This is a genomic window from Asticcacaulis benevestitus DSM 16100 = ATCC BAA-896 (genome assembly GCF_000376105.1).
Taxonomy (GTDB): domain Bacteria; phylum Pseudomonadota; class Alphaproteobacteria; order Caulobacterales; family Caulobacteraceae; genus Asticcacaulis; species Asticcacaulis benevestitus.
The window spans coordinates 52845-71817 of record NZ_AQWM01000007.1; the positions used below are offsets into that span (position 1 = coordinate 52845).

The window sequence follows — 18973 nt, forward strand, 5'->3', positions numbered from 1 at the left end:
CCTTTAATTACGATGGAGTTCGTAATGGTCACGATTGGCTACGTGCCATTCGTTCTGCTCATCCGTGTAACCGCGCAAGGTGCCTTCCATGCGCTCCAGCGTATCATCCCAACCACATTGTTCAGACAGTCGCCGCATCAACTCGTAAGCCTTGAACCGCCACTCCTCTCCTGGCAGGGCGAACAAGACAAAGTGTAGTTCCACCCCTTGCTGGGTACAAACCCAATCATAGCGCATTAACTGGCCATTTTTTACATGCCTTTGAAAAGGCTGGTCGCCCAAATAAAAGGCTTCATCCTCGCCTGCACGGTACGAAAAGGCCGCGAAAGGCTTGGTTCCCGCCAGCATAAGCTTCAACTCATGATTGGTATGAAGCTTATAAGGACGTTTTGCCTTCATCACAAACAGCCATACAGCTTGTCGATCAGCCCGACCGGACGCGGATCGCCGATCAGATAGGCCGACTGCTTGTTCATCACATAACCGACGCTCAGGCGCTTCTCCGGGTCGGCCATGGCGCACGAGCCGCCCCAGCCGCTATGACCCAGGGCGCGGTCATTCGGCCCATAGATCTTGAGGCCGGTGTTGCGCAGGAAGCCCGCCGCCCAGGAGAGCTTGAACGGCAGGACGCGATCCTGACCATAGACGCGTTCGCGCGTCGCCTGCCCCAGCGTGCTGACCGACAGGATGCGCTGCCCCTGCAGCGAGCCGCCGCTGGCGACGATACCCATAAACTGCGCCAGAGAGAGCGCCGTGGCGTGCGTATTGGCCGATGGAATCTCCATACGGCGCCAATCCGCGGAGCCCTTGCCGGCAGGGGCCGAGCCCTTATCGAGAAAGGCCGCCTGTTTGATGGCATCGAGCGTGCCAAGATCAGGCGCGGTGGTCGGTTTCTGCATGACCGCGATGCGCGGGGCATACGCATCGGGCGTACCGATCATCAGATCGAGACCGAACTTGCCGGCGATATCTTCGCTCAGGGCCGTGCCCATGCTGCGGCCATCAACGCGACGAAAAACCTCGCCCAGCAGATAACCGCCGGCGATGGGGTGGTAGCCCGACCCCTCACCCGGCGTCCACAAGGGCGCCTGCTCGCACAGAGCTTTCAGGGTGGCCTCAACATCGAACCAGATCATCGGGTCCTGCGGCGGCGAGAACCCCGGCAAACCGCCCTGATGCGAGATCAGTTGCCCGACCGTAATGCCGGCCTTACCGTTCTGGCCAAACTCCGGCCAATAGTGCGATACCGGCGTTTCGTAATCGAGCTTGCCGGCCTCAACCAGCCGCGCGATCAGCACCGCCATCACCGCCTTGCCGGTCGAAAACACCGGCGTCAGAGTCGAATCGCTGAACGGCACGGCGCCTTCGCGGTCGGCCTGACCGGCCCAGATATCGAGCATCGCCTCACCCTCGATCACCGCCGAAAATCGCGCGCCGCGTTCTTTGCCCTCTTTAAAATTGGCCGCGAAGGCGTCCTTTACGGCGGCAAATTTCGGCGGACAGACGCCACCAATCTCAAGCGGGCTTTCGGCCATGAACGATCTCCGGACGGATACTGAAACGACTGTGTCTATGTAGTGGTATATTTAGCCTCAGGGCAAACCGCAACAGGGATTAGTTAACCCTTAAACCCCTATACCCTTATAAAGTTTGTGATTATCGCGTACCAGTAAGGAGTACAAACCCATGAGCCATCTCACCGCCACCGACATGGACCGCGCCACCAAGTTGTCCTTGTACCAGATCGATGACAGATGCCGCGCTCATGCCGCCAGCCATCAGGCCTTCATCATGGCCTTGCTGCCAGAGGCCATGGATCAGTTTTATACCCACATCACCGGCTATGACGCGATCAGGGCCTTTTTCACCGATGCCGACCACATCGTCAGGGCCAAGCGCCTTCAGTCGCAGCATTGGGCCCTGATCACCGCCGCGAATTTTGACGACGTCTATCACGACTCCGTTTTACGCGTCGGCATGGCGCACTATCGCCTGGGCCTGCCACCCAAGCTCTATATAGCCTCCTACAGCGTGCTGATGACCACGCTTGGCACACTCATCCATGATCGCTACGCCGAACACTTTCCCGACGCGCCGGCTTCGGCCGCCTTTCAACTGGTGCAGGATATGTCACGGTTACTGATCTACGACATGGAATGCGCCATCACGGCCTATGTCGATAATACCAACAGCATCTATCTCTGACCAATTGTGAGGCGACAAGCCTGGATGAATTTGATATCCATTCACAAAACAGGAGGACATCATGCCCACGCCCTATATCGGCCGCCGTACCCTTGTCGCCGCATTCGCCGCCCTCAGCCTCACCTCTGCCCTGCCCGCGTTCGCCGCCGATCCGGCGCTTGCCGCTGCCGTAGGTGGCGCCTGGCGCAGCGAGGCCAATAAGGCCCGCGACGCCTATCGCCATCCGGTCGATGCCCTGACCTTCTGGGGCCTCAAGCCGGGCATGACAATCGTCGAGGTCGATCCCGGCGCCAAGGGCTGGTGGACCGAAATCCTCGCGCCTTACGCCAAGGCGACCGGCGGCCATTACATCGCCGCCCTGCGTAATCCCAAGGATGAGAACTTCTGGAAAGAGGTCGCCGATACATCCGTTTACGGCACGGTTTCGACCAAAACCCTGACGCCGGACGGCAGCGACCTGCCGGCAAATTCCGCCGACTTCCTGCTGGTGGCGCGCGCCTTCCACAACTGGTCGAGGCAGGGTGCTACCACCGACACCTATATGAAGATCTTCTTCGACACCTTGAAGCCCGGCGGCATCCTGGCGGTGGAGCAACACCGCGCGCCTGAAGGCTCCGACCCGAAGGCCGGCACCGGCTACGTGCCGGAATCCTACGTGATCGCCGCCGCCCAAAAGGCTGGCTTCGTGCTTGATGGCAAGTCCGAGATCAACGCCAATCCGAAGGATACCCGCGACCATCCCTTCGGTGTCTGGACCCTTCCACCTGTGCGCCAGAGCAAGAATGACGCCCGCACCCTGACCGAGGCCGAGCGCGCGCACTATGACGCCATCGGGGAATCGGATCGCATGACGTTGAAATTCAAAAAACCATAAGGTCGGCGGCTCAGGTTTTGCGAGACTGAAGCCGAGCATGAAAAACGGGCGCGCTGTTGCTGGCGGCGCGTTCGGCCATCTCGCGCACGCGCTGTTCGGCGCCAACGATCAGTTCGGGAATCAGCACGGCTTCCGGCAGATTTTTCCAGTATTTCTTCGGCATCTCGGTCTGCATCATCTTCACCTTGAGCCGCGCCGGATTGAAGATATTGGCGTAATAGGTGCGCCATAAATCATCGGCGTCGTCCATGATATCGGGCTGCTCGGCCGGTTCATCGCAGAAGCGCACGCTTTCACCATCCCAGACGATCGAGCCTTTAGGCGTGGCGATCATCCAGTCCATATCGGTGAAACGGCGCTGGAAGAAGCCAGCATTGCGCGCCACGATCCAGTGATCCGGCTCGAACCAGGCCACAAAGGCGCGACGCAGCCCTGGCGCCGGTACTTCCTTAAAGCGCACGAAAGCGTGCATCTTATGACCGTCGCGGTGGACCGAGCGATTGAGCGCATGAGCGCGCTCCACGTCCGGATCGGACTTGATCAGCAGCAGGTTTTTATCACTTTGCAGCCGCCACAGCAGACGATAGGCGAGATCAAATCGCGCCAAATCGCTGTGGCAGATCAGGCTTTCGGCCAGCGGCAGGAAGTCCTTCGGCACGGAGACGCGATGGGCTGCGGATCTGGGCGCCGGCACTGGCGGAAACAACTCCTGACCAACAGCTTCTTCGCTGAGCCAGTCGATATCACGCGGATCTACGCCCTGCGCCAGCAGACCGCGCGCGGTGTCACGCCATTCGCCAAAGTCACCACGGGCACGTAGAACGACTCTCATAAAAGGCTCAGTTGCACAGGTTCGGGTAGGAACATAGTGCGCAAATCAGCGCGATCGATCAGCTTGGCGGGCGTCCAGCCGGCGGCCTCGATAAAGGCCTGCACCTTCTTGATCGACACCTTCAATCGCGCCAGATCGTCAAGCGCCAGACGCTTGAAACGGCGGGTATTGAGAATGGCGGTCACCGTCTTGACGCCAAAGCCAGGCACGCGCAACAGCATCTCCTTGTCGGCCTTATTGATATCGACCGGAAAGCGTGCGCGGTTTTCCAGCGCCCAGGCCAGTTTCGGATCGACAGCCAGGTCAAGCATCCCGTCCGGGCGCGCGGCGGTAATTTCATGAATTCCAAAACTATAGAACCGATAAAGCCAATCGGCCTGGTAGAGGCGGTGTTCGCGCATCAGGGGCGGTTTGATCAGCGGCAGGGCCTTCGAGGCATCGGGAATGGGCGAGAAGGCCGAATAATAGACACGCCGCATCCGGTAACGATCATAAAGACCGGCGCTGGCGCCCAGGATAGTGGCGTCACTGGCCTGATCGGCGCCGATGATCATCTGCGTGGTTTGGCCCGCCGGCACAAAGCGCTTGCGGCGCTTGGTCTGCAAGGTTGGCTCGCTGGCCTCGTCGATCTTCGCTTTCAGTTCACCCATGGAGCGACGGATATTGGCCGGATGCTTTTGCGGTGCGAAGGCCTCGACCCCGGCATCCGTCGGCAGTTCGATATTGATCGAGAGACGATCGGCGAAAAGACCCGCTTCCTCGATCAGTCTGGCCGAGGCTTCGGGAATGGTCTTGAGGTGGATATAGCCACGAAAATTGTGCTTGAGCCGCAGGTCACGGGCGATCCGCACCATCTGCTCCATGGTGTAGTCGGAACCCTGGATAATTCCGGACGACAGGAACAGCCCCTCGATGTAGTTGCGACGGTAAAATTCGAGCGTCAGCCACACCACTTCTTCCGGCGAAAAGCGCGCGCGCTCGACATTGGACGACGACCGGTTGATGCAATAGGCGCAGTCATAGATGCAGAAATTGGTCATCAGAATCTTGAGCAGCGAGCTACAGCGGCCATCGGGCGCATAGGCGTGGCAGATGCCAGAGCCTTCGGTCGATCCCAGGCCGCCGGAAGCCGAGGAGTCGCGCTTGCTGGTGCCTGATGAGGCGCAGGACGCATCATATTTCGCCGCGTCGGAAAGAATAGCCAGCCGAGCCTTAAGCGTCTTTTTCATTTGTTCATGTTATGTTCTTTTGGCAAATGGGTCAATAGATGTATGCTGACGATATGAGCGATATTGTTACCGTTTCGATTGCCTGCGCCAATGAAACCGAAGCCCAGAGCCTGACCGGTCTGCTGGTGACGGCGCGACTGGCCGCCTGCGTGCAGAGCCATGAAATCCGTTCGACCTACCGCTGGAAGGGCGGGATCGATACGGCCAATGAGATCATGCTGACCGCCAAGACCCTCTTGGAAAAGCTGCCGATGCTGGAAAAGCTGGTCAAGCAGCATCACAGCTATGATGTACCGGAAATTCTCGCCGTGCGGGTGGCCTGGGCCAGCGCGGATTATGCGGCGTGGTTGCGCGAATCCCTTGAGGTTTGACGCAAAGCCCTTATCGCATTTTTACAATCGACTGGCCTACAGAGACAGGCAGGGGGTTTGGCACGACGGAGTAAAGCTTATGAGCATTTTTAGCCAAATCAAGGATTTCATCTTTCACAAACACGGCGACCAGATTGTTCCGGCGCCACGGCAACCGATACCGGCCGAAGAGTCTCTCCATACGTCCGAAGCCATTGCACCGGCCACCACCATGGTGGACCCGATGCCGGCGCCGGTCATGGAGCAGGTCGATGTCGCGGCCATTCTCGATCAGGAAAACGCCAAGCATGATCCGAAGTTCAACTGGCGCATGTCGATCGTCGACCTGTTGAAGCTGATCGGGCTGGAGTCGGATCTTGGCGTTCGTCAGGCCCTGGCTGAAGAACTGGGCTTTACCGGCGATATTCGCCATTCGGGCGCTATGAATGTCTGGCTGCACAAGCAGGTCATGCAGAAGCTGGCCGAAAATGGCGGCAAGGTGCCGTCGGAACTGAAGAACTAATGGGGCGTGGGGTCCGTGACCCCACAAACCTGACTGCTTCAATAAAAAAGCCTCACCCGAAAGGGCGAGGCTTTTTTATTGAAAGAGAGAAGACTTGGGGCCAAAGGCCCCAAACCCCTTAGTAGCGATAGTGATCCGGCTTGTAAGGACCGTCGACCGGTACGCCGATGTAGTCAGCCTGTTCCTGATTAAGCACGGTCAGCTTGGCGCCAAGCTTGGCCAGGTGCAGCAGCGCGACCTTTTCATCGAGATGCTTCGGCAAGGTATAGACCGACTTCTCGTACTTCGAAGCGTTGGTCCAAAGCTCGATCTGCGCAAGGGTCTGGTTGGTGAACGAGGCCGACATCACGAAGGACGGGTGGCCCGTGGCGTTGCCGAGATTGACCAGACGGCCTTCCGAAAGCAGGATGATCTTCTTGCCATCCGGGAATTCGACATGGTGGACCTGCGGCTTGATTTCGTCCCATTTGAAATTCTTCAGGGCAGCGACCTGAATTTCCGAGTCGAAGTGACCGATATTGCAGATAATGGCGTTGTGCTTCATCTCGCGCATATGCTCAAGGCGCAGCACGTCCTTGTTGCCGGTGCAGGTGACGAAGATGTCGGCGTTTGCGGCCACCTCTTCCATGGTGCGGACTTCATAGCCTTCCATGGCGGCTTGCAGGGCGCAGATCGGATCGACTTCGGTGACGATGACGCGGGCGCCACCGTTACGCAAGCTTGCAGCCGAACCCTTGCCGACATCGCCATAACCGAGGACAACAGCGACCTTGCCGGCCAGCATGACGTCGGTGGCGCGGCGGATGGCGTCGACCAGAGATTCACGGCAACCATAGAGGTTATCGAACTTCGACTTGGTGACCGAGTCGTTGACATTGATGGCCGGGAAAGGCAGCTCGCCCTTTTGCGCCATGGCATAGAGACGGTGAACGCCGGTGGTGGTTTCTTCCGAAACGCCGGTGATCGCCTTGGCGATGGCCGAATAGAAGCCAGGCTTCTCGGCGATATAGCGCTTCATGACCTTGTAGAGCGCTTCTTCTTCTTCGTTCTGCGGGTTGCTGAGCAGCGACAGGTCTTTTTCAGCCTTCGGGCCAAGCACGCACAGCAGCGTGGCGTCGCCGCCGTCATCGAGGATCAGATTCGGATAACCGCCATCGTGCCATTCGAAGATCTTGTGGGCATAATCCCAGTATTCTTCCAGAGTTTCGCCCTTGGTGGCGAAGACGGGCGTGCCGGTGGCGGCGATAGCGGCGGCGGCGTGGTCCTGCGTCGAGAAGATATTGCAAGAGGCCCAGCGCACTTCGGCGCCCAGGGCTTGCAGAGTTTCGATCAGCACGGCGGTCTGGATCGTCATGTGCAGCGAACCGGCGATGCGCGCGCCTTTCAGCGTTTGCGTCGGGCCGAATTCGGCGCGCGTGGCCATCAGGCCCGGCATTTCGCCTTCGGCGATGTCGATTTCCTTGCGGCCAAAAGCCGCGAGCGAGATGTCTTTGACAATGTAGTCAGCCATGATGGGGTGTCCCGTTTTGTAAGATATGTAACCGCTTATAGCGTTAGATAGGCATTAAGGCAATAAAGATATAAAGATATCTTTATATGATCAATAATAGTCAGCCAGATCCAGAGTACGGGTTTCGCCGCTGGCGGTGCTCAGGCGCACCGAGCGACGCGCTGGATCGCGTTTCCAGTCACCGGCGGCATCCGCAGGCCCGCCGTCAACCGCGGTGATGATGTCGTTGGCTTTCCAGCCGGCGCGATCTGCCGGGCTGCCGGGCGCCACAAAGACCACCCGAAGACCTTGCGCATCGGGCAGGTAGGCCAGGCCAGCGCGTTCGCGGGCAAACGGACGTGCAAGCGCTTCATCGGTCGCCGACAGGCATAGCTTCGAGGCTGCCAGGCTCCACACCGAATGACAGCGCATCAACAGTTCGACCCCAATGGCCGCATCGCTGTCCTGCTGGAATTCTGCGATGCCAGTGGGAACATGGGCGAACACATAGTCACCGATAGAGACCGTGCGCATACTGGTCATCTCGATCTTGTAGATGCCGGAAAGATCGGCACTGATCCATTGCGACACCGGTCGGTCACGCAGAAGGCCATGCTTTTCGGCCCACGAGCGCCGTACCGTCAGGGCGTCATTGCTGCCGGTATCGACGTGGGCGCGCAACCGCTTGCCTTCGATGGTGATATCAACGCTGAGGCCATGCGATGAGGCGGTCAGTGGAATGGCCGACATGCCGTCTGGAACATCACCGGCATAATCTGTCGAAAGACGCGCATAGCCGGTGGCGATATCGAGATCGAGCCGAAAGGCTTCCAGCAGATCGCAGCCGAGCAGCACATCGAACGGCCGGCCATTGGCACGCAACTGGCCCAGTGCCAGGGTGGGGGTGAAGACCGCTTCGCCCAGCGTGACGCGAACCGGCGCGGTCACCGCCATGCGGCCGGCGGCATAGACCAGATTGACGTCGATGCGGCTGCGTGGACGCAAACCGAGCTCCGCCGCCACGCCGGAATCGATGACGCTTTGCGTGGCGCCGCAATCAAACAGGGCGATCAGGGTGCGTCCCTTGATGCGCACGGGCAGGGTGAAACCATCACCCGACATCGTCATGGCGATACGTCCGGCCTCGGCAGCACGAACGGTCGTGGCCAGGGTCATGGCGCTCAGACTGGCCAGAAACAAACGTCGATTGAGGTGCATGAAAAGCTCCGGTTGGCCGGCGACGCTATATCACGAAGAAAGCGGAAATATGGTTTTGCTTTGACCGGAGCAAGGTTTGGACTAAACCTCCCTCATATATCTAAGGAGCCTGCCCCATGAACGCACCCGCCTTTACCCTGCGCCACGACTGGACGACCGCAGAGATCGCTGCCTTATTCGACCTGCCCTTCATGGAGCTGGTGTTTCAGGCGGCCAGCGTGCATCGCCAGCATTTCGATCCGTCGGAAGTGCAGTTGTCGCAATTGCTCTCTGTGAAAACGGGTGGCTGCGCGGAAAATTGCGGCTACTGTTCGCAATCGGCGCATTTCGACACCGGCCTGAAAGCCGGCAAGCTGATGGCCGTCGAAAAGGTATTATCTGAAGCCAGGGCCGCGAAGGAGGGCGGCGCGCAACGTTTCTGCATGGGCGCGGCGTGGCGCGACCTGAAAGACCGCGACGTGCCGGCCCTGGCCGCCATGATCGGTGGCCTGAAAGCCATGGGGCTGGAGACCTGCGCCACACTGGGTATGATTACACCGGATCAGGCGCAGTCGCTGAAAGACGCCGGCCTCGATTACTACAACCACAATCTCGATACGTCGCCGGAATATTATGAGTCCGTGGTGACGACCCGCACCTACCAGGAACGTCTCGATACGCTGCAGGCCGTGGCAGATGTCGGCATGAAGACCTGCTGCGGCGGCATTATGGGCATGGGCGAGGCGCGTTCTGATCGGGCGTCGTTCCTGCACCAACTGGCCACCCTGCCCCATCATCCGGATTCGATCCCTATCAACAACCTGGTCGCCATTTCCGGTACGCCTTTGGGTGACAAGGTGGGGGCTGAGGGTGGCATTTCCGGTTTGGAGTTTGTCCGCACCATCGCCGTGGCGCGGATCATCTGCCCGAAGTCGATGGTGCGCCTGTCGGCCGGCCGCAACGAGATGAGCGAGGAACTACAAGCGCTGTGTTTCATGGCCGGCGCAAACTCAATCTTTATTGGTGACACCCTCTTGACCACGCCCAATCCGCAGCGCGGCACCGATGCCCATCTGCTGCGCGAACTGGGTTTGCGACCGATGACGATCGGCACCGTCATAGATAATTGACATTCCATGTGGTAGTTTAGACGCCATGAAAAAAGAAAAGAAAAAGGCCGCGCAGAAGGACAAGACGTCCCCTTCCGCGGCAGCTATCGTCGCACAGCTCCACACGATCTATGCCGATGCCGTCAGCGCCCTGCAAGCCGATCTGCACGCCTATCTGGAGCAGAAGGAAAAACCGTCGCGTTCGCTACGTAAGGCTGGGCGCTACTGTTATCCCAAGCTGACTGTGGTGTGGAAAGGTGTGCTCGATGAAGACGACGAAGCGCTGATCCTCAACAACCGCCATCCGGAGGTTAATCGCGCCTATGCCCGCTTCTCACGGCCCGGCACCTATTCCTCTTCGATCACGCGACCGGATGTTTTCGGCAGCTATATCGAAGAACAGCTCGAACTGCTGATTCGCGATTACGGCGCCGAATGTTCGGTGTCGCTGTCCGATCAGGAAATCCCCTACCCTTACGTGCTTGATGGCGCCGGACTCGATCTCAACAGCGTCTCCGCCATTGACTTATCCAGGCATTTCCCGGCCACCGAATTGGCCCTGATCGGCAACGAAGTGGCCGACGGCATCGACTTCATCGACGCGCTGGGCCACCGGCCGCTGGCGCTTTTCGATGGCCTGCGTACCGATTTTTCGCTGGCTCGCCTGCGCCACTATACCGGCACGCCCGCCGAGCATACGCAAAGCTATATCCTGCTGACCAACTATAACCGTTATGTCGATGTCTTCGTCGCTTACGCGCTGGAACAACTGAAACTGCCCGACAGCCCCTATACGGCGCTGTCCTGTTGCGGCAATTTCACGATCACCAAGGAAACGGTCAATCCGGAAGATATCATCGCCGCCTCGCCGTGGCGCAAGCACCAGATGCCGGCCTATCACCTGATGGCGGAAGGTCACAAAGGCATATCCTTGGTCAATATCGGCGTCGGCCCCTCCAACGCCAAGAACATCACCGACCATCTGGCGGTCATGCGGCCGCACGCCTGGCTGATGATCGGGCACTGCGGCGGATTGCGCGCGTCGCAAAGCATCGGCGACTATGTGCTGGCCCACGCCTACCTGCGCGACGATCATGTGATGGATGATGTCCTGCCAATCGAGATTCCTATTCCGCCGATCGCCGAAGTGCAGCAGGCTTTCCACCAAGCCGCCGTGCGCATTACCCATCAGGACGGCGAGGACCTCAAGAAACGTCTGCGCACCGGCACCTTGGTCACTACCGACGACCGTAACTGGGAACTGAAATATTCCTTATCTGCCAAGCGCTTTTCGCAATCGCGCGCCATCGCCATCGATATGGAATCAGCCACCCTAGCGGCGCAAGGCTATCGCTTCCGCGTACCCTACGGGACGCTGTTGTGCGTATCCGACAAACCACTGCATGGCGAACTGAAACTGCCGGGTCAGGCCAATCTGTTTTACGAGCGAGCGATTGCCGAGCATATCCAGATCGGTATCGAGACGGTCAGCATCCTGCGTGATTTCGGCTCTAAACTGCACAGCCGCAAGCTCAGGGCCTTCGACGAGCCGCCCTTCAGGTGAGTCCAAAGTCGCAGACTTTGGCAAGGGGGGACGCCTAGTCCGTCGCTTGAGCTATATTAATGAAACAAAAGGAGCGGATTGCTGTCAGGCAAACCGCTCCAGTCAGATCAATGGACCTCCATCCATAGGATTGGTCGATGCGGGCGGGCGTTGCTCAACGCGGGCTTGTCGCCACCGGCTATATCCTGATATCATTCTGAGCCTTTTAGCTTTCACTATCGAATCAAGTTGCTGTGAATGTTGCCGTTTTCGGCTATCTCCCTGCGTTATGTCACCCGCAAGTCCCAGCCCTATGAGGCGGTGGGCGCACGCCTGCAAGGCTGGCTGGAGCACGCTTTTGCGGCGGGCTTCCTGTCCGATGGTGGGCCTTTGGGACGTTACAGTTACCTGCTGGCGCAACCGATAGCGCAGGGTCAGATCGCCTATGACGATCCGCGCGAAACGGCAGATTTTCTGCGCGAGGCGACGGACTTTCTGCCCGATAGTGACGCGGCGATCACGCCAGATCACGAAAACTGGCCACCTTTTACCGGCGGACTGGTCGGTATGGCATCTTTTGAGCTGGGTCTGCGTCTCGAAGGCATGAAGCGCCGGCCCTTCCGCATCGAAGGCCGCAAGCCGTGGCCCGAACTCGTGGCTCTGTGCTATCCGGCGGTGCTGGTCTTCGATCATCACGCTCACACCCTAAGCGCTATCGGTCGAGGCTCTACGCCTGCCGAGGCCGAAGCTGCGCGCGATACCCTCGCCGATCTCTATGCCGTGACGCCGATTGCCGAGGCGCCCAACGGGCCTTTCAGCGACGGTCCGCTGCAACTGGAAACACCCGACGAGGTACACGAGGACAAGGTGGCGACGCTGATCCAGCAGATTCACGCCGGCGACCTGTTCCAGGCCAATCTGGCACGCGGCTGGAGCGGCAAGCTCAAAGCCGGCGTCACGCCCGGACAGGTGATGTCAGCCCTGCAGGCCTCCGGCGCTGCGCCCTTCGGCGGTTTTCTGAGCCTGGGCGAACGCTGCATCCTGTCGAACAGCCCGGAGCGCTATATCCGCCTCGATAGCGCGGGCGATCTGGAGACCCGGCCGATCAAGGGCACCCGTCCCCGCGGCAAGACACCGGATGAAGACGCAGTGTTAGCCTCCGAGCTGACCTTAAGCGAAAAAGACCGCGCCGAAAACCTGATGATCGTTGATCTGATGCGCCATGATCTGTCGCGCGTCTCCGAGGTCGGCAGCGTCAGCGTCACCGCCCTGCATGCACTCGAATCCTATCCTAATGTCCATCATCTTGTCTCGACCGTAACGGCGCGTCTAAGCCCCGGCAAAACGGCGGCCGATGTTCTGTGCGCCACCTTCCCGCCTGGGTCTATTTCCGGCGCGCCCAAGGTGCAGGCCATGAAGGTGATTTACGAGATGGAGGCGGCGCGCGGTCCCTATTGCGGGTCGCTATTCTTTATCGATGCCAACGGCGCCATGGACTCCAGCGTGCTGATCCGCACCCTGGCGCTCGAACGTGACGATGACCAGCGCTGGCATGTGCGGGCGTGTGCGGGGGGGGGCATCGTCGCCGACAGCGAACCGGTGTGCGAACGTATCGAGACCGAGACCAAATTGTCGCTAATCAGGACCGTGGTGGAGGACTAGGGTGAGCAGGGCGAAAACACCACCGCGGCACCATTGCGTGGATGGTGGTAGAAGGTATTTTTAAAGATCGAACCGTCCTTAACGAACGCGTATAAGTCCAGTTTTATTGGCGATTCATAGGTATATTCGACATCTGTGACCATCAGACTTTCGCCCACGGCTATCTGCGCGGTGGTGATGTTTTTGATTTCCTGATCATTTTTTGTCAGAGGCATCCAATTTGACGCCTTGCTACAACCGACAACAGGGCCGGTAGCTGTCATGGTGACCGAGGTAATACGAAGTTTGAGCGATGTCTTGTCATCCGTAGAAACCGGAAGCGTCGGAAAAGGCTGCATCATGCTGTTGGCGATCGCCCACAGGTCAGTAATATTGGCGGTCGTCAGGGTTTCGGATTGCGCCGCCAGGTCACCGATCGTCGCGGCCAGGTGTGAGGTGCGGCGTGACGCCATCATGCCCAAGGTCAGATCAGCCATGCCGAGATAGGCCAGGATGAGGATGGGGGCCACAAACGCAAATTCGATCGTCGACACCCCGCCCCTGTCGCGGATAAATGTCCGGCCAAAGGCCTTGAGCGTCATTACCTTTTTAAGTCTGGAAAGCGAGATCATCAGAAGGGCTCGTTTCTGAAAATGACGGTCGAGGTGATGATGATATCCTTGTTGCTGAGGCTCGTGAAAGCCTCTTGCAACAGAGGTGTGAACATCGGCCATTCATAATAGACACGCGCCATCTGAATCTGGGATCCCGCGCCTATCTCGCACGTCTCGCCAAAGCTCCATCTGCCGTCAACGACGGGCGGCGGCGCCGTTGCCACCAGGGCAAAACTATCAAATTTCCGCACATCTATGCGCAGGCTGGACTTACATCTGCCGCTCATCAACGCCATGTTGGCGCAGACAAGATCCTTGAAATCGTCAACCGTGGTCGTCGCCGGAATCGTACCTGTGCGAATTTGGCGCGAAGCCATATCAGTCGCGTTATCAAGCGTAACCGACAACAGGATGATCATGGCCAGTTCGATACAGGCACAGATCATAAAGATCAGTGGACCGGCCACAAGCGCGAACTCCAGGGCAGCGGCGCCACGTGAATCGGTTTTCCATTTTCTGAAAGCGGCCAACCTTGCCAGCATGTGATATCGCGCCCTTATTCCCAAGCTGGCGATCACTCTATACAACTGAAGTCAATAGTCCGTTAAGGCTCAGTCATTCAGACTAAGAACCTGGTCTTTATAATAAGGCCCTTACTGAACCTGCATAATAGCGGGCGCGCCAGACGTGTCCGGCGCGGCGCTGAAAACAATCGGCGGCGTGCCGTTGCCGGAATTGGTGGTCGTCGCATCTTCAGAAATACAGACGTTTGAGCAAACCATCAAAGAGGGTTTCAGGCCCTTATAGACTGTAATGGCCCCCTTCTTTCCGGCGGTCACGACAATCTCGCCATCGAACAGAACGCGCCCGCTGCGATCGGTGATGGTAACCTGACTGTTGCCAAAGCCCTTGCCCATTATGTAGACGGTGCGCGAGTCGATGATGGTGACATCGGCGATGTCGGGGTTGGCGACGATCACGGCGCCGGCAGATCCGGATAGCGCCAGGCGCTGCGAGTGGTTCTTTTCCACCACCATGCTCGGGGCGGCCATTGCCGATGTGGCGGACAGGGATGCAAGCGCGAAAGCCAGAACGCTGATCAGTTTCATAGTCATGTGTTTGCTCATCCTAAGCCTCATATCCAAGTTTCCCTCAACGCCGGCAGCACGCCTTATAGAGCGCAAAGGGCACACAAAAGAGCCGGATCACGTCACGCCTGCGCCATGCCCTGCATACTTTATAAAGCGCAGTGCTGAGGGGTCGGTTAGGAAAGACTGTAAATAACAAATCTTTAAATTTGTTAAACACAATATTAATAACAAAAATACGCCTTAATACAACGATAAACACGATTAAAAACAATTAACGTTAACTGAAATTAATAGTAACAAAAGATTAACTATAGATTATTTTCGTTTTTATTTTGATGTTTACTTGGTTTTAATCATGAGGTTGTAAATTTACCTCGTGTTCGGGAGCAAATGAGCCGTTTACTCGGTAACCCGATGCGAAAAAGGTTCACTTGCTTACTATTAATTCATCCAGGAGAAAATCACATGACCAAGTTCTTCAACCAATTCGCTTCCGACGAATCCGGCGCCACGGCTATTGAATACGGCCTGATCGCCGCCCTGATCGCCGTTGCCCTGATCTCGATCCTCGGCACCGTCAGCACCAGCCTCACCGGCACCTTCAACAGGGTTGCAACTGATCTGGACGCAGCCAACTTGAAAAAATAGTCATCTGATCTAGATATAGATGACGGTCCTTAGCGACTGAAACTGACACAGGCCGCAAAGCTGCCCGCTAAACTCTTGGGCACCTTGCGGCCTGTTCTTCTTTCAAATTCCACCTTCGCGGAAATCAACATGTTCAGGCGATCAGGATTGAGCCTAGCGAGACTTGACCGCTTTTGGAAAGACCAAAGTGGCGCGACCGTCATTGAATACGGCTTGATCGCTGCCATCATGTTTCTCACCATCGTGACAGCCTGTTCTGCCTTTGGTGATAGCACCACCGCTATGTTCCAGCGCATTTCAGATGAAATTGATAAAGTGATGTAATCCAAGCAATGCTCGCTAAGATAAGCACATCCTTAACTTTCGCTCTGCTACGAACGGCTCCACGTTAATCATGATCGAGGCTTGTCGTCCGTGTCCATCGCCGTGCTGTTCGCGCAAATCTATCCGCTCTGCCTGTTCTGGGCGGCCATTTCCGATCTGACCACCATGACCATCCCGAACCGCCTGACCCTGGGGCTGGCGGTTGCCTTCGTGCCCGTTGCGTTGTTAACACATCTCAGCCTCGCCGGTTGGGGAATCCACATAGGCTTGGGTCTGGCTGGCCTCGTCCTCGGCATGATTTTTTTCGCACTGCGCTTTATGGGCGGTGGCGACGCCAAACTGCTGGCGGCATCAGCTCTTTGGCTGGGCTGGGATGGCTTTGTCGCGCTCTTCCTCTACACGGCACTCTTCGGTGGCGCCCTGACGCTGAGCATCATGGCCATACGTCAGTTTTTCTCCATTCATGGCCCGAAAATGCCGCCGTGGCTCGGCCGTCATTTTGAGCCCAAGGGCGACATTCCCTACGGAATCGCCATCTGCGCCGGCGGCATCACCGCCATCTGGCAGAGCGATTTCCTGATAATCTTAAGACCCTGATCATCATACGCCCGGCACAAAAAGCTGCGTTTAGCGCAGCTTTCGTCCCAATCCCGATGAAACTGACGAATTTAACCCCCGTAAACGCTTCTTTAGCGCGACGTTAACTAACCTTAAGCGAAGATTCCCTAATCAAGAGGATCAAACTGATTTGGTTTGTCAGCGGTCATGTGCGCCGCGGACCAGGTTATTCAGGGGAATTTGGGTAGATGAAGACGTCACGATATGCCGTTTTCGGCCTTGCGGCTGTCGCAGCGCTGATTCTGGCCTTTCTGGTGCGGGGCATGATCGCCGGCAAGGGCTCACATGAAGCCGCCGCATCGGTTCAGGCGCCGCCGCCTCAGCCGACAACCCGAGTTCTGGTCGCCGCGCACGATCTGCCCGCTGGCACCCGTATCGCTGATGCCGACCTGATGTGGCAGGACTGGCCGGTCAGCACGCTCAACCCTGCCTATATCGTCGAAGGCGGCACAGTCCTTGCCGCGACCACGCCGGCCGGTGCGCCCGCCGCGGGAACTGAAGACGCCGCGGTCAAAGGTGACGCGCCCAAGGGACAGGCCGTCGCCAAGAAGACAAACGACATCGTACAGGCCGTGACCGACAAGGTCGCCCCTTCGCCCACCAAGGAAGCCTATGTCGGTGGAGTTGTGCGCGAAAACATTCTCGCCAACGAGCCTATCATCGACGCCAAGATCGTGCGCGCCGATGAGGGGGGCTTCATGGCTGTCATGTTAAGCCCTGGCATGCGCGCCCTCGCCGTCCCGGTGAGTGTCGATAATACCGCTGGCGGCTTTATTCTGCCCGGTGACCGCGTCGACATCCTTGTCACCCACCAGCGGCCCTCGGCCAACGGCGGACCGGCGGTCGACTCGGTTCAGCCGGTGCTGCGCAATATTCGCGTGCTGGCCATCGACCAGCAGGTCGCCGCCGAAGAAGGCAAGCAAAGCGTTATCGGCGCCACGGCCACACTGGAAGTCGCACCCGCCGATGGCCAGATCGTCACACTCGCCAAGGCCTCAGGCACCCTGTCGCTGATGCTGCGCTCCTATGCCGATGCTGGTGGCCCCTCAGGCGCCGTCTCCGCCGCCCCTACTGGCGCGGGCGATCAGACGGTCCGTGTTTTCCGCCCCGGCCAGACCACAGAAGTGATGGTGTCACGATGAGATCACAGCTTCCCTCCCTTCGCGTGCGTTTCGCGGGCGCATCCGGCGCCGCACTCCTGGCCATTGCGGCCTTTGGCGCAGACATGACATCTGCAGAACCTGTGCCTTACAGCGGCGCTGGTCTTATTGTTCATACGCAAAACGCGCCGGTCAAGACACAGGTCATGAACCTGCCCAAGGGGCGGTCTGCCGTGATCGACCTGCCGGTGGATGCCGCGGATGTCTTCGTCTCCAATCCGGTCGTGGCCGATGCGGTTTTGCGCACGCCACGCCGCATCTTTGTGCTGGGCGTCGCTCCCGGACAATCCGACGCCATCTTTTTCGACGGCATGGGCCGCCAGATCCTCAACCTGTCGATTCGTGTTGACGCGGCGACGGACGAACTGAGCGACACTATTCATCGCCTCTTCCCTGATAGCCGTATCGACGTGCAGAGTGCGAACGGCCATATCATCTTGTCGGGCATGACGCGCAACGACGGCGAAGCCGCGCAGATCGGCCGTCTGGCGGCCAGCTTCGCTGATAAGCCAGAAAATGTGCTCAACCTCATCAGCATCGCCGGCAAGGATCAGGTGATGCTCAAGGTGCGCATCGTCGAAGTCAACCGCTCAATGATCAAGCAATTGGGGCTGTCTACGGACATTACCTATAGCTATGGTACGCAATCCTACAGCTACGGCAATGGTGGCCAGTTCAGCACCAATGGCGCTTTCCAGGGCAGTAAGGGTGCGTGTTATACGCAGGCCGGAACCGCCAAATTTGACGGCACAAACACCACGACCACCGGCACCGCCGCAGGGCCCGGAGGCACCAATACCATAACCAACAGCGGCACCGCTTCCTATGGCACATCGAACAAGACGTGCCTTCAGGCCTTCGAGCGCGTCGGTCTGGCGCGCACCCTGGCTGAGCCCAACCTGACCGCCGTGTCGGGTGAATCAGCCAAGTTCCTGGCGGGTGGCGAATTCCCTGTCCCGTCCGGACAGGACGATCAGGGCCGCGTTTCGATTGAATTCAAGCCCTTCGGTGTCGGCCTGGGCTTCACACCCGTCGTGCTGTCGAGTGGCCGCATCAATCTCAAGATTTCCACCGAAGTGTCGGAACTGACCAACGTCGGCGCGCTGCAGATGACCAGCTCTCTGACCATCCCCGGCCTGACCGTACGCCGCGCCGAGACCAGCGTGGAAATGCAGTCCGGATCATCGCTGATGATCGCCGGTCTGCTGCAATCAAAATACAAGCAGTCCATCGACAGCCTGCCGGGGCTCACCACCCTGCCCGTTTTGGGCGCTTTGTTCCGTTCGCGTGACTTCCTGCAGGATGAAACCGAGATGGTGGTGATGGTCACGCCTTACATCGTTGATCCGGCGCACCCTGACGCCTTCCAGACGCCGGCCGATAATCTGCAGATCGCGTCCGACATGAACACGGTTTTCATGGGTAATCTCAACCGCGTCATCAAGGAGAAGACCGGCGATACGGCTTCCGAGCCCTCATCACCATCTGCACCTTACGCCGCACCCATCGGCTATGTGATTGAATAG

At 58.3% G+C, this 18973-nt stretch carries 21 protein-coding genes; 12 read left to right on the forward strand and 9 right to left on the reverse strand.

Annotated features, from left to right (window positions below; translation table 11 throughout):
- Nucleotides 1-3 precede the first annotated feature (3 nt).
- Entirely contained in the window at nt 4-399 is a 396-nt protein-coding gene (locus tag B060_RS24235) for a hypothetical protein (protein WP_018081724.1), read from the reverse strand.
- Nucleotides 399-1535: a serine hydrolase domain-containing protein gene (locus B060_RS0110420; protein WP_018081725.1), complete on the reverse strand. Its 1137-nt coding sequence runs from the start codon at nt 1533-1535 to the stop codon at nt 399-401. The genes B060_RS24235 and B060_RS0110420 overlap by 1 nt, the downstream gene beginning before the upstream one ends.
- A gap of 151 nt (nt 1536-1686) precedes the next feature.
- Between B060_RS0110420 and B060_RS0110425 the strand changes: the two genes are divergently transcribed.
- Nucleotides 1687-2205 (forward strand): protoglobin domain-containing protein, encoded by a 519-nt coding sequence (locus B060_RS0110425; protein ID WP_018081726.1) that lies wholly within the window; start codon nt 1687-1689, stop codon nt 2203-2205.
- Nucleotides 2206-2266: 61 nt separating this feature from the next.
- On the forward strand, nt 2267-3079 hold the full coding sequence (locus B060_RS0110430; protein WP_018081727.1) for a class I SAM-dependent methyltransferase: 813 nt from the start codon (nt 2267-2269) through the stop codon (nt 3077-3079).
- Nucleotides 3080-3089: 10 nt separating this feature from the next.
- On the opposite strand, the gene B060_RS0110435 is transcribed toward B060_RS0110430, so the two are convergent.
- Both B060_RS0110435 and B060_RS0110440 read right to left on the reverse strand, forming a co-directional pair.
- The gene (locus B060_RS0110435; protein WP_018081728.1) at nt 3090-3911 is read right to left on the reverse strand and encodes a TIGR03915 family putative DNA repair protein; all 822 of its coding nucleotides are present in this window, start codon (nt 3909-3911) and stop codon (nt 3090-3092) included.
- A complete protein-coding gene (locus B060_RS0110440; RefSeq protein WP_018081729.1) occupies nt 3908-5140 on the reverse strand; it encodes a putative DNA modification/repair radical SAM protein in 1233 nt (410 codons plus the stop codon). The genes B060_RS0110435 and B060_RS0110440 overlap by 4 nt, the downstream gene beginning before the upstream one ends.
- Nucleotides 5141-5178: 38 nt before the next feature.
- Here B060_RS0110440 and cutA point away from each other — a divergent pair, with 38 nt between their 5' ends.
- Complete coding sequence (gene cutA / locus B060_RS0110445) at nt 5179-5511, forward strand: divalent-cation tolerance protein CutA (protein WP_018081730.1); 333 nt, start codon at nt 5179-5181, stop codon at nt 5509-5511.
- Between the two features lie 79 nt (nt 5512-5590).
- A complete protein-coding gene (locus B060_RS0110450) occupies nt 5591-6013 on the forward strand; it encodes a DUF3597 domain-containing protein (RefSeq protein WP_018081731.1) in 423 nt (140 codons plus the stop codon).
- Nucleotides 6014-6131: 118 nt separating this feature from the next.
- On the opposite strand, the gene ahcY is transcribed toward B060_RS0110450, so the two are convergent.
- Complete coding sequence (gene ahcY / locus B060_RS0110455) at nt 6132-7523, reverse strand: adenosylhomocysteinase (RefSeq protein ID WP_018081732.1); 1392 nt, start codon at nt 7521-7523, stop codon at nt 6132-6134.
- Between the two features lie 90 nt (nt 7524-7613).
- The gene (locus B060_RS0110460; RefSeq protein ID WP_018081733.1) at nt 7614-8720 is read right to left on the reverse strand and encodes an aspartyl protease family protein; all 1107 of its coding nucleotides are present in this window, start codon (nt 8718-8720) and stop codon (nt 7614-7616) included.
- 116 nt (nt 8721-8836) lie between these two features.
- Here B060_RS0110460 and bioB point away from each other — a divergent pair, with 116 nt between their 5' ends.
- From bioB to B060_RS0110475, 3 genes are all read left to right on the forward strand, one after another.
- Nucleotides 8837-9829 carry a biotin synthase BioB gene (gene bioB, locus B060_RS0110465; protein ID WP_018081734.1) on the forward strand — a complete coding sequence of 331 codons (993 nt, stop codon included), beginning with the start codon at nt 8837-8839 and terminating at the stop codon, nt 9827-9829.
- Between the two features lie 25 nt (nt 9830-9854).
- Entirely contained in the window at nt 9855-11372 is a 1518-nt protein-coding gene (locus B060_RS0110470; protein WP_018081735.1) for an AMP nucleosidase, read from the forward strand.
- 237 nt (nt 11373-11609) lie between these two features.
- Nucleotides 11610-13013, forward strand: a complete 1404-nt coding sequence (locus tag B060_RS0110475) for an anthranilate synthase component I family protein (protein ID WP_018081736.1) — start codon at nt 11610-11612, stop codon at nt 13011-13013.
- Here B060_RS0110475 and B060_RS0110480 read toward each other — a convergent pair.
- The 3 genes from B060_RS0110480 to B060_RS0110490 form a co-directional block, all read right to left on the reverse strand.
- On the reverse strand, nt 13010-13726 hold the full coding sequence (locus B060_RS0110480) for a TadE/TadG family type IV pilus assembly protein (protein ID WP_236621558.1): 717 nt from the start codon (nt 13724-13726) through the stop codon (nt 13010-13012). The two genes, B060_RS0110475 and B060_RS0110480, sit on opposite strands and share 4 nt — an antisense overlap.
- Complete coding sequence (locus B060_RS0110485; protein ID WP_018081738.1) at nt 13624-14148, reverse strand: TadE/TadG family type IV pilus assembly protein; 525 nt, start codon at nt 14146-14148, stop codon at nt 13624-13626. Before B060_RS0110485 ends, B060_RS0110480 begins: the two co-directional genes overlap by 103 nt.
- Nucleotides 14149-14259: 111 nt before the next feature.
- On the reverse strand, nt 14260-14721 hold the full coding sequence (locus B060_RS0110490) for a pilus assembly protein N-terminal domain-containing protein (RefSeq protein WP_035422946.1): 462 nt from the start codon (nt 14719-14721) through the stop codon (nt 14260-14262).
- 441 nt (nt 14722-15162) lie between these two features.
- Between B060_RS0110490 and B060_RS0110495 the strand changes: the two genes are divergently transcribed.
- From B060_RS0110495 to B060_RS0110515, 5 genes are all read left to right on the forward strand, one after another.
- Nucleotides 15163-15345 carry a Flp family type IVb pilin gene (locus tag B060_RS0110495; RefSeq protein WP_018081740.1) on the forward strand — a complete coding sequence of 61 codons (183 nt, stop codon included), beginning with the start codon at nt 15163-15165 and terminating at the stop codon, nt 15343-15345.
- A gap of 129 nt (nt 15346-15474) precedes the next feature.
- Entirely contained in the window at nt 15475-15669 is a 195-nt protein-coding gene (locus B060_RS0110500; protein ID WP_031220289.1) for a Flp family type IVb pilin, read from the forward strand.
- Between the two features lie 90 nt (nt 15670-15759).
- Complete coding sequence (locus B060_RS0110505; protein WP_051081053.1) at nt 15760-16266, forward strand: A24 family peptidase; 507 nt, start codon at nt 15760-15762, stop codon at nt 16264-16266.
- 209 nt (nt 16267-16475) lie between these two features.
- Entirely contained in the window at nt 16476-17429 is a 954-nt protein-coding gene (gene cpaB / locus B060_RS0110510; protein WP_018081743.1) for a Flp pilus assembly protein CpaB, read from the forward strand.
- Nucleotides 17426-18973, forward strand: coding sequence for a type II and III secretion system protein family protein (locus tag B060_RS0110515; RefSeq protein ID WP_018081744.1), 1548 nt, complete (start codon nt 17426-17428; stop codon nt 18971-18973). The genes cpaB and B060_RS0110515 overlap by 4 nt, the downstream gene beginning before the upstream one ends.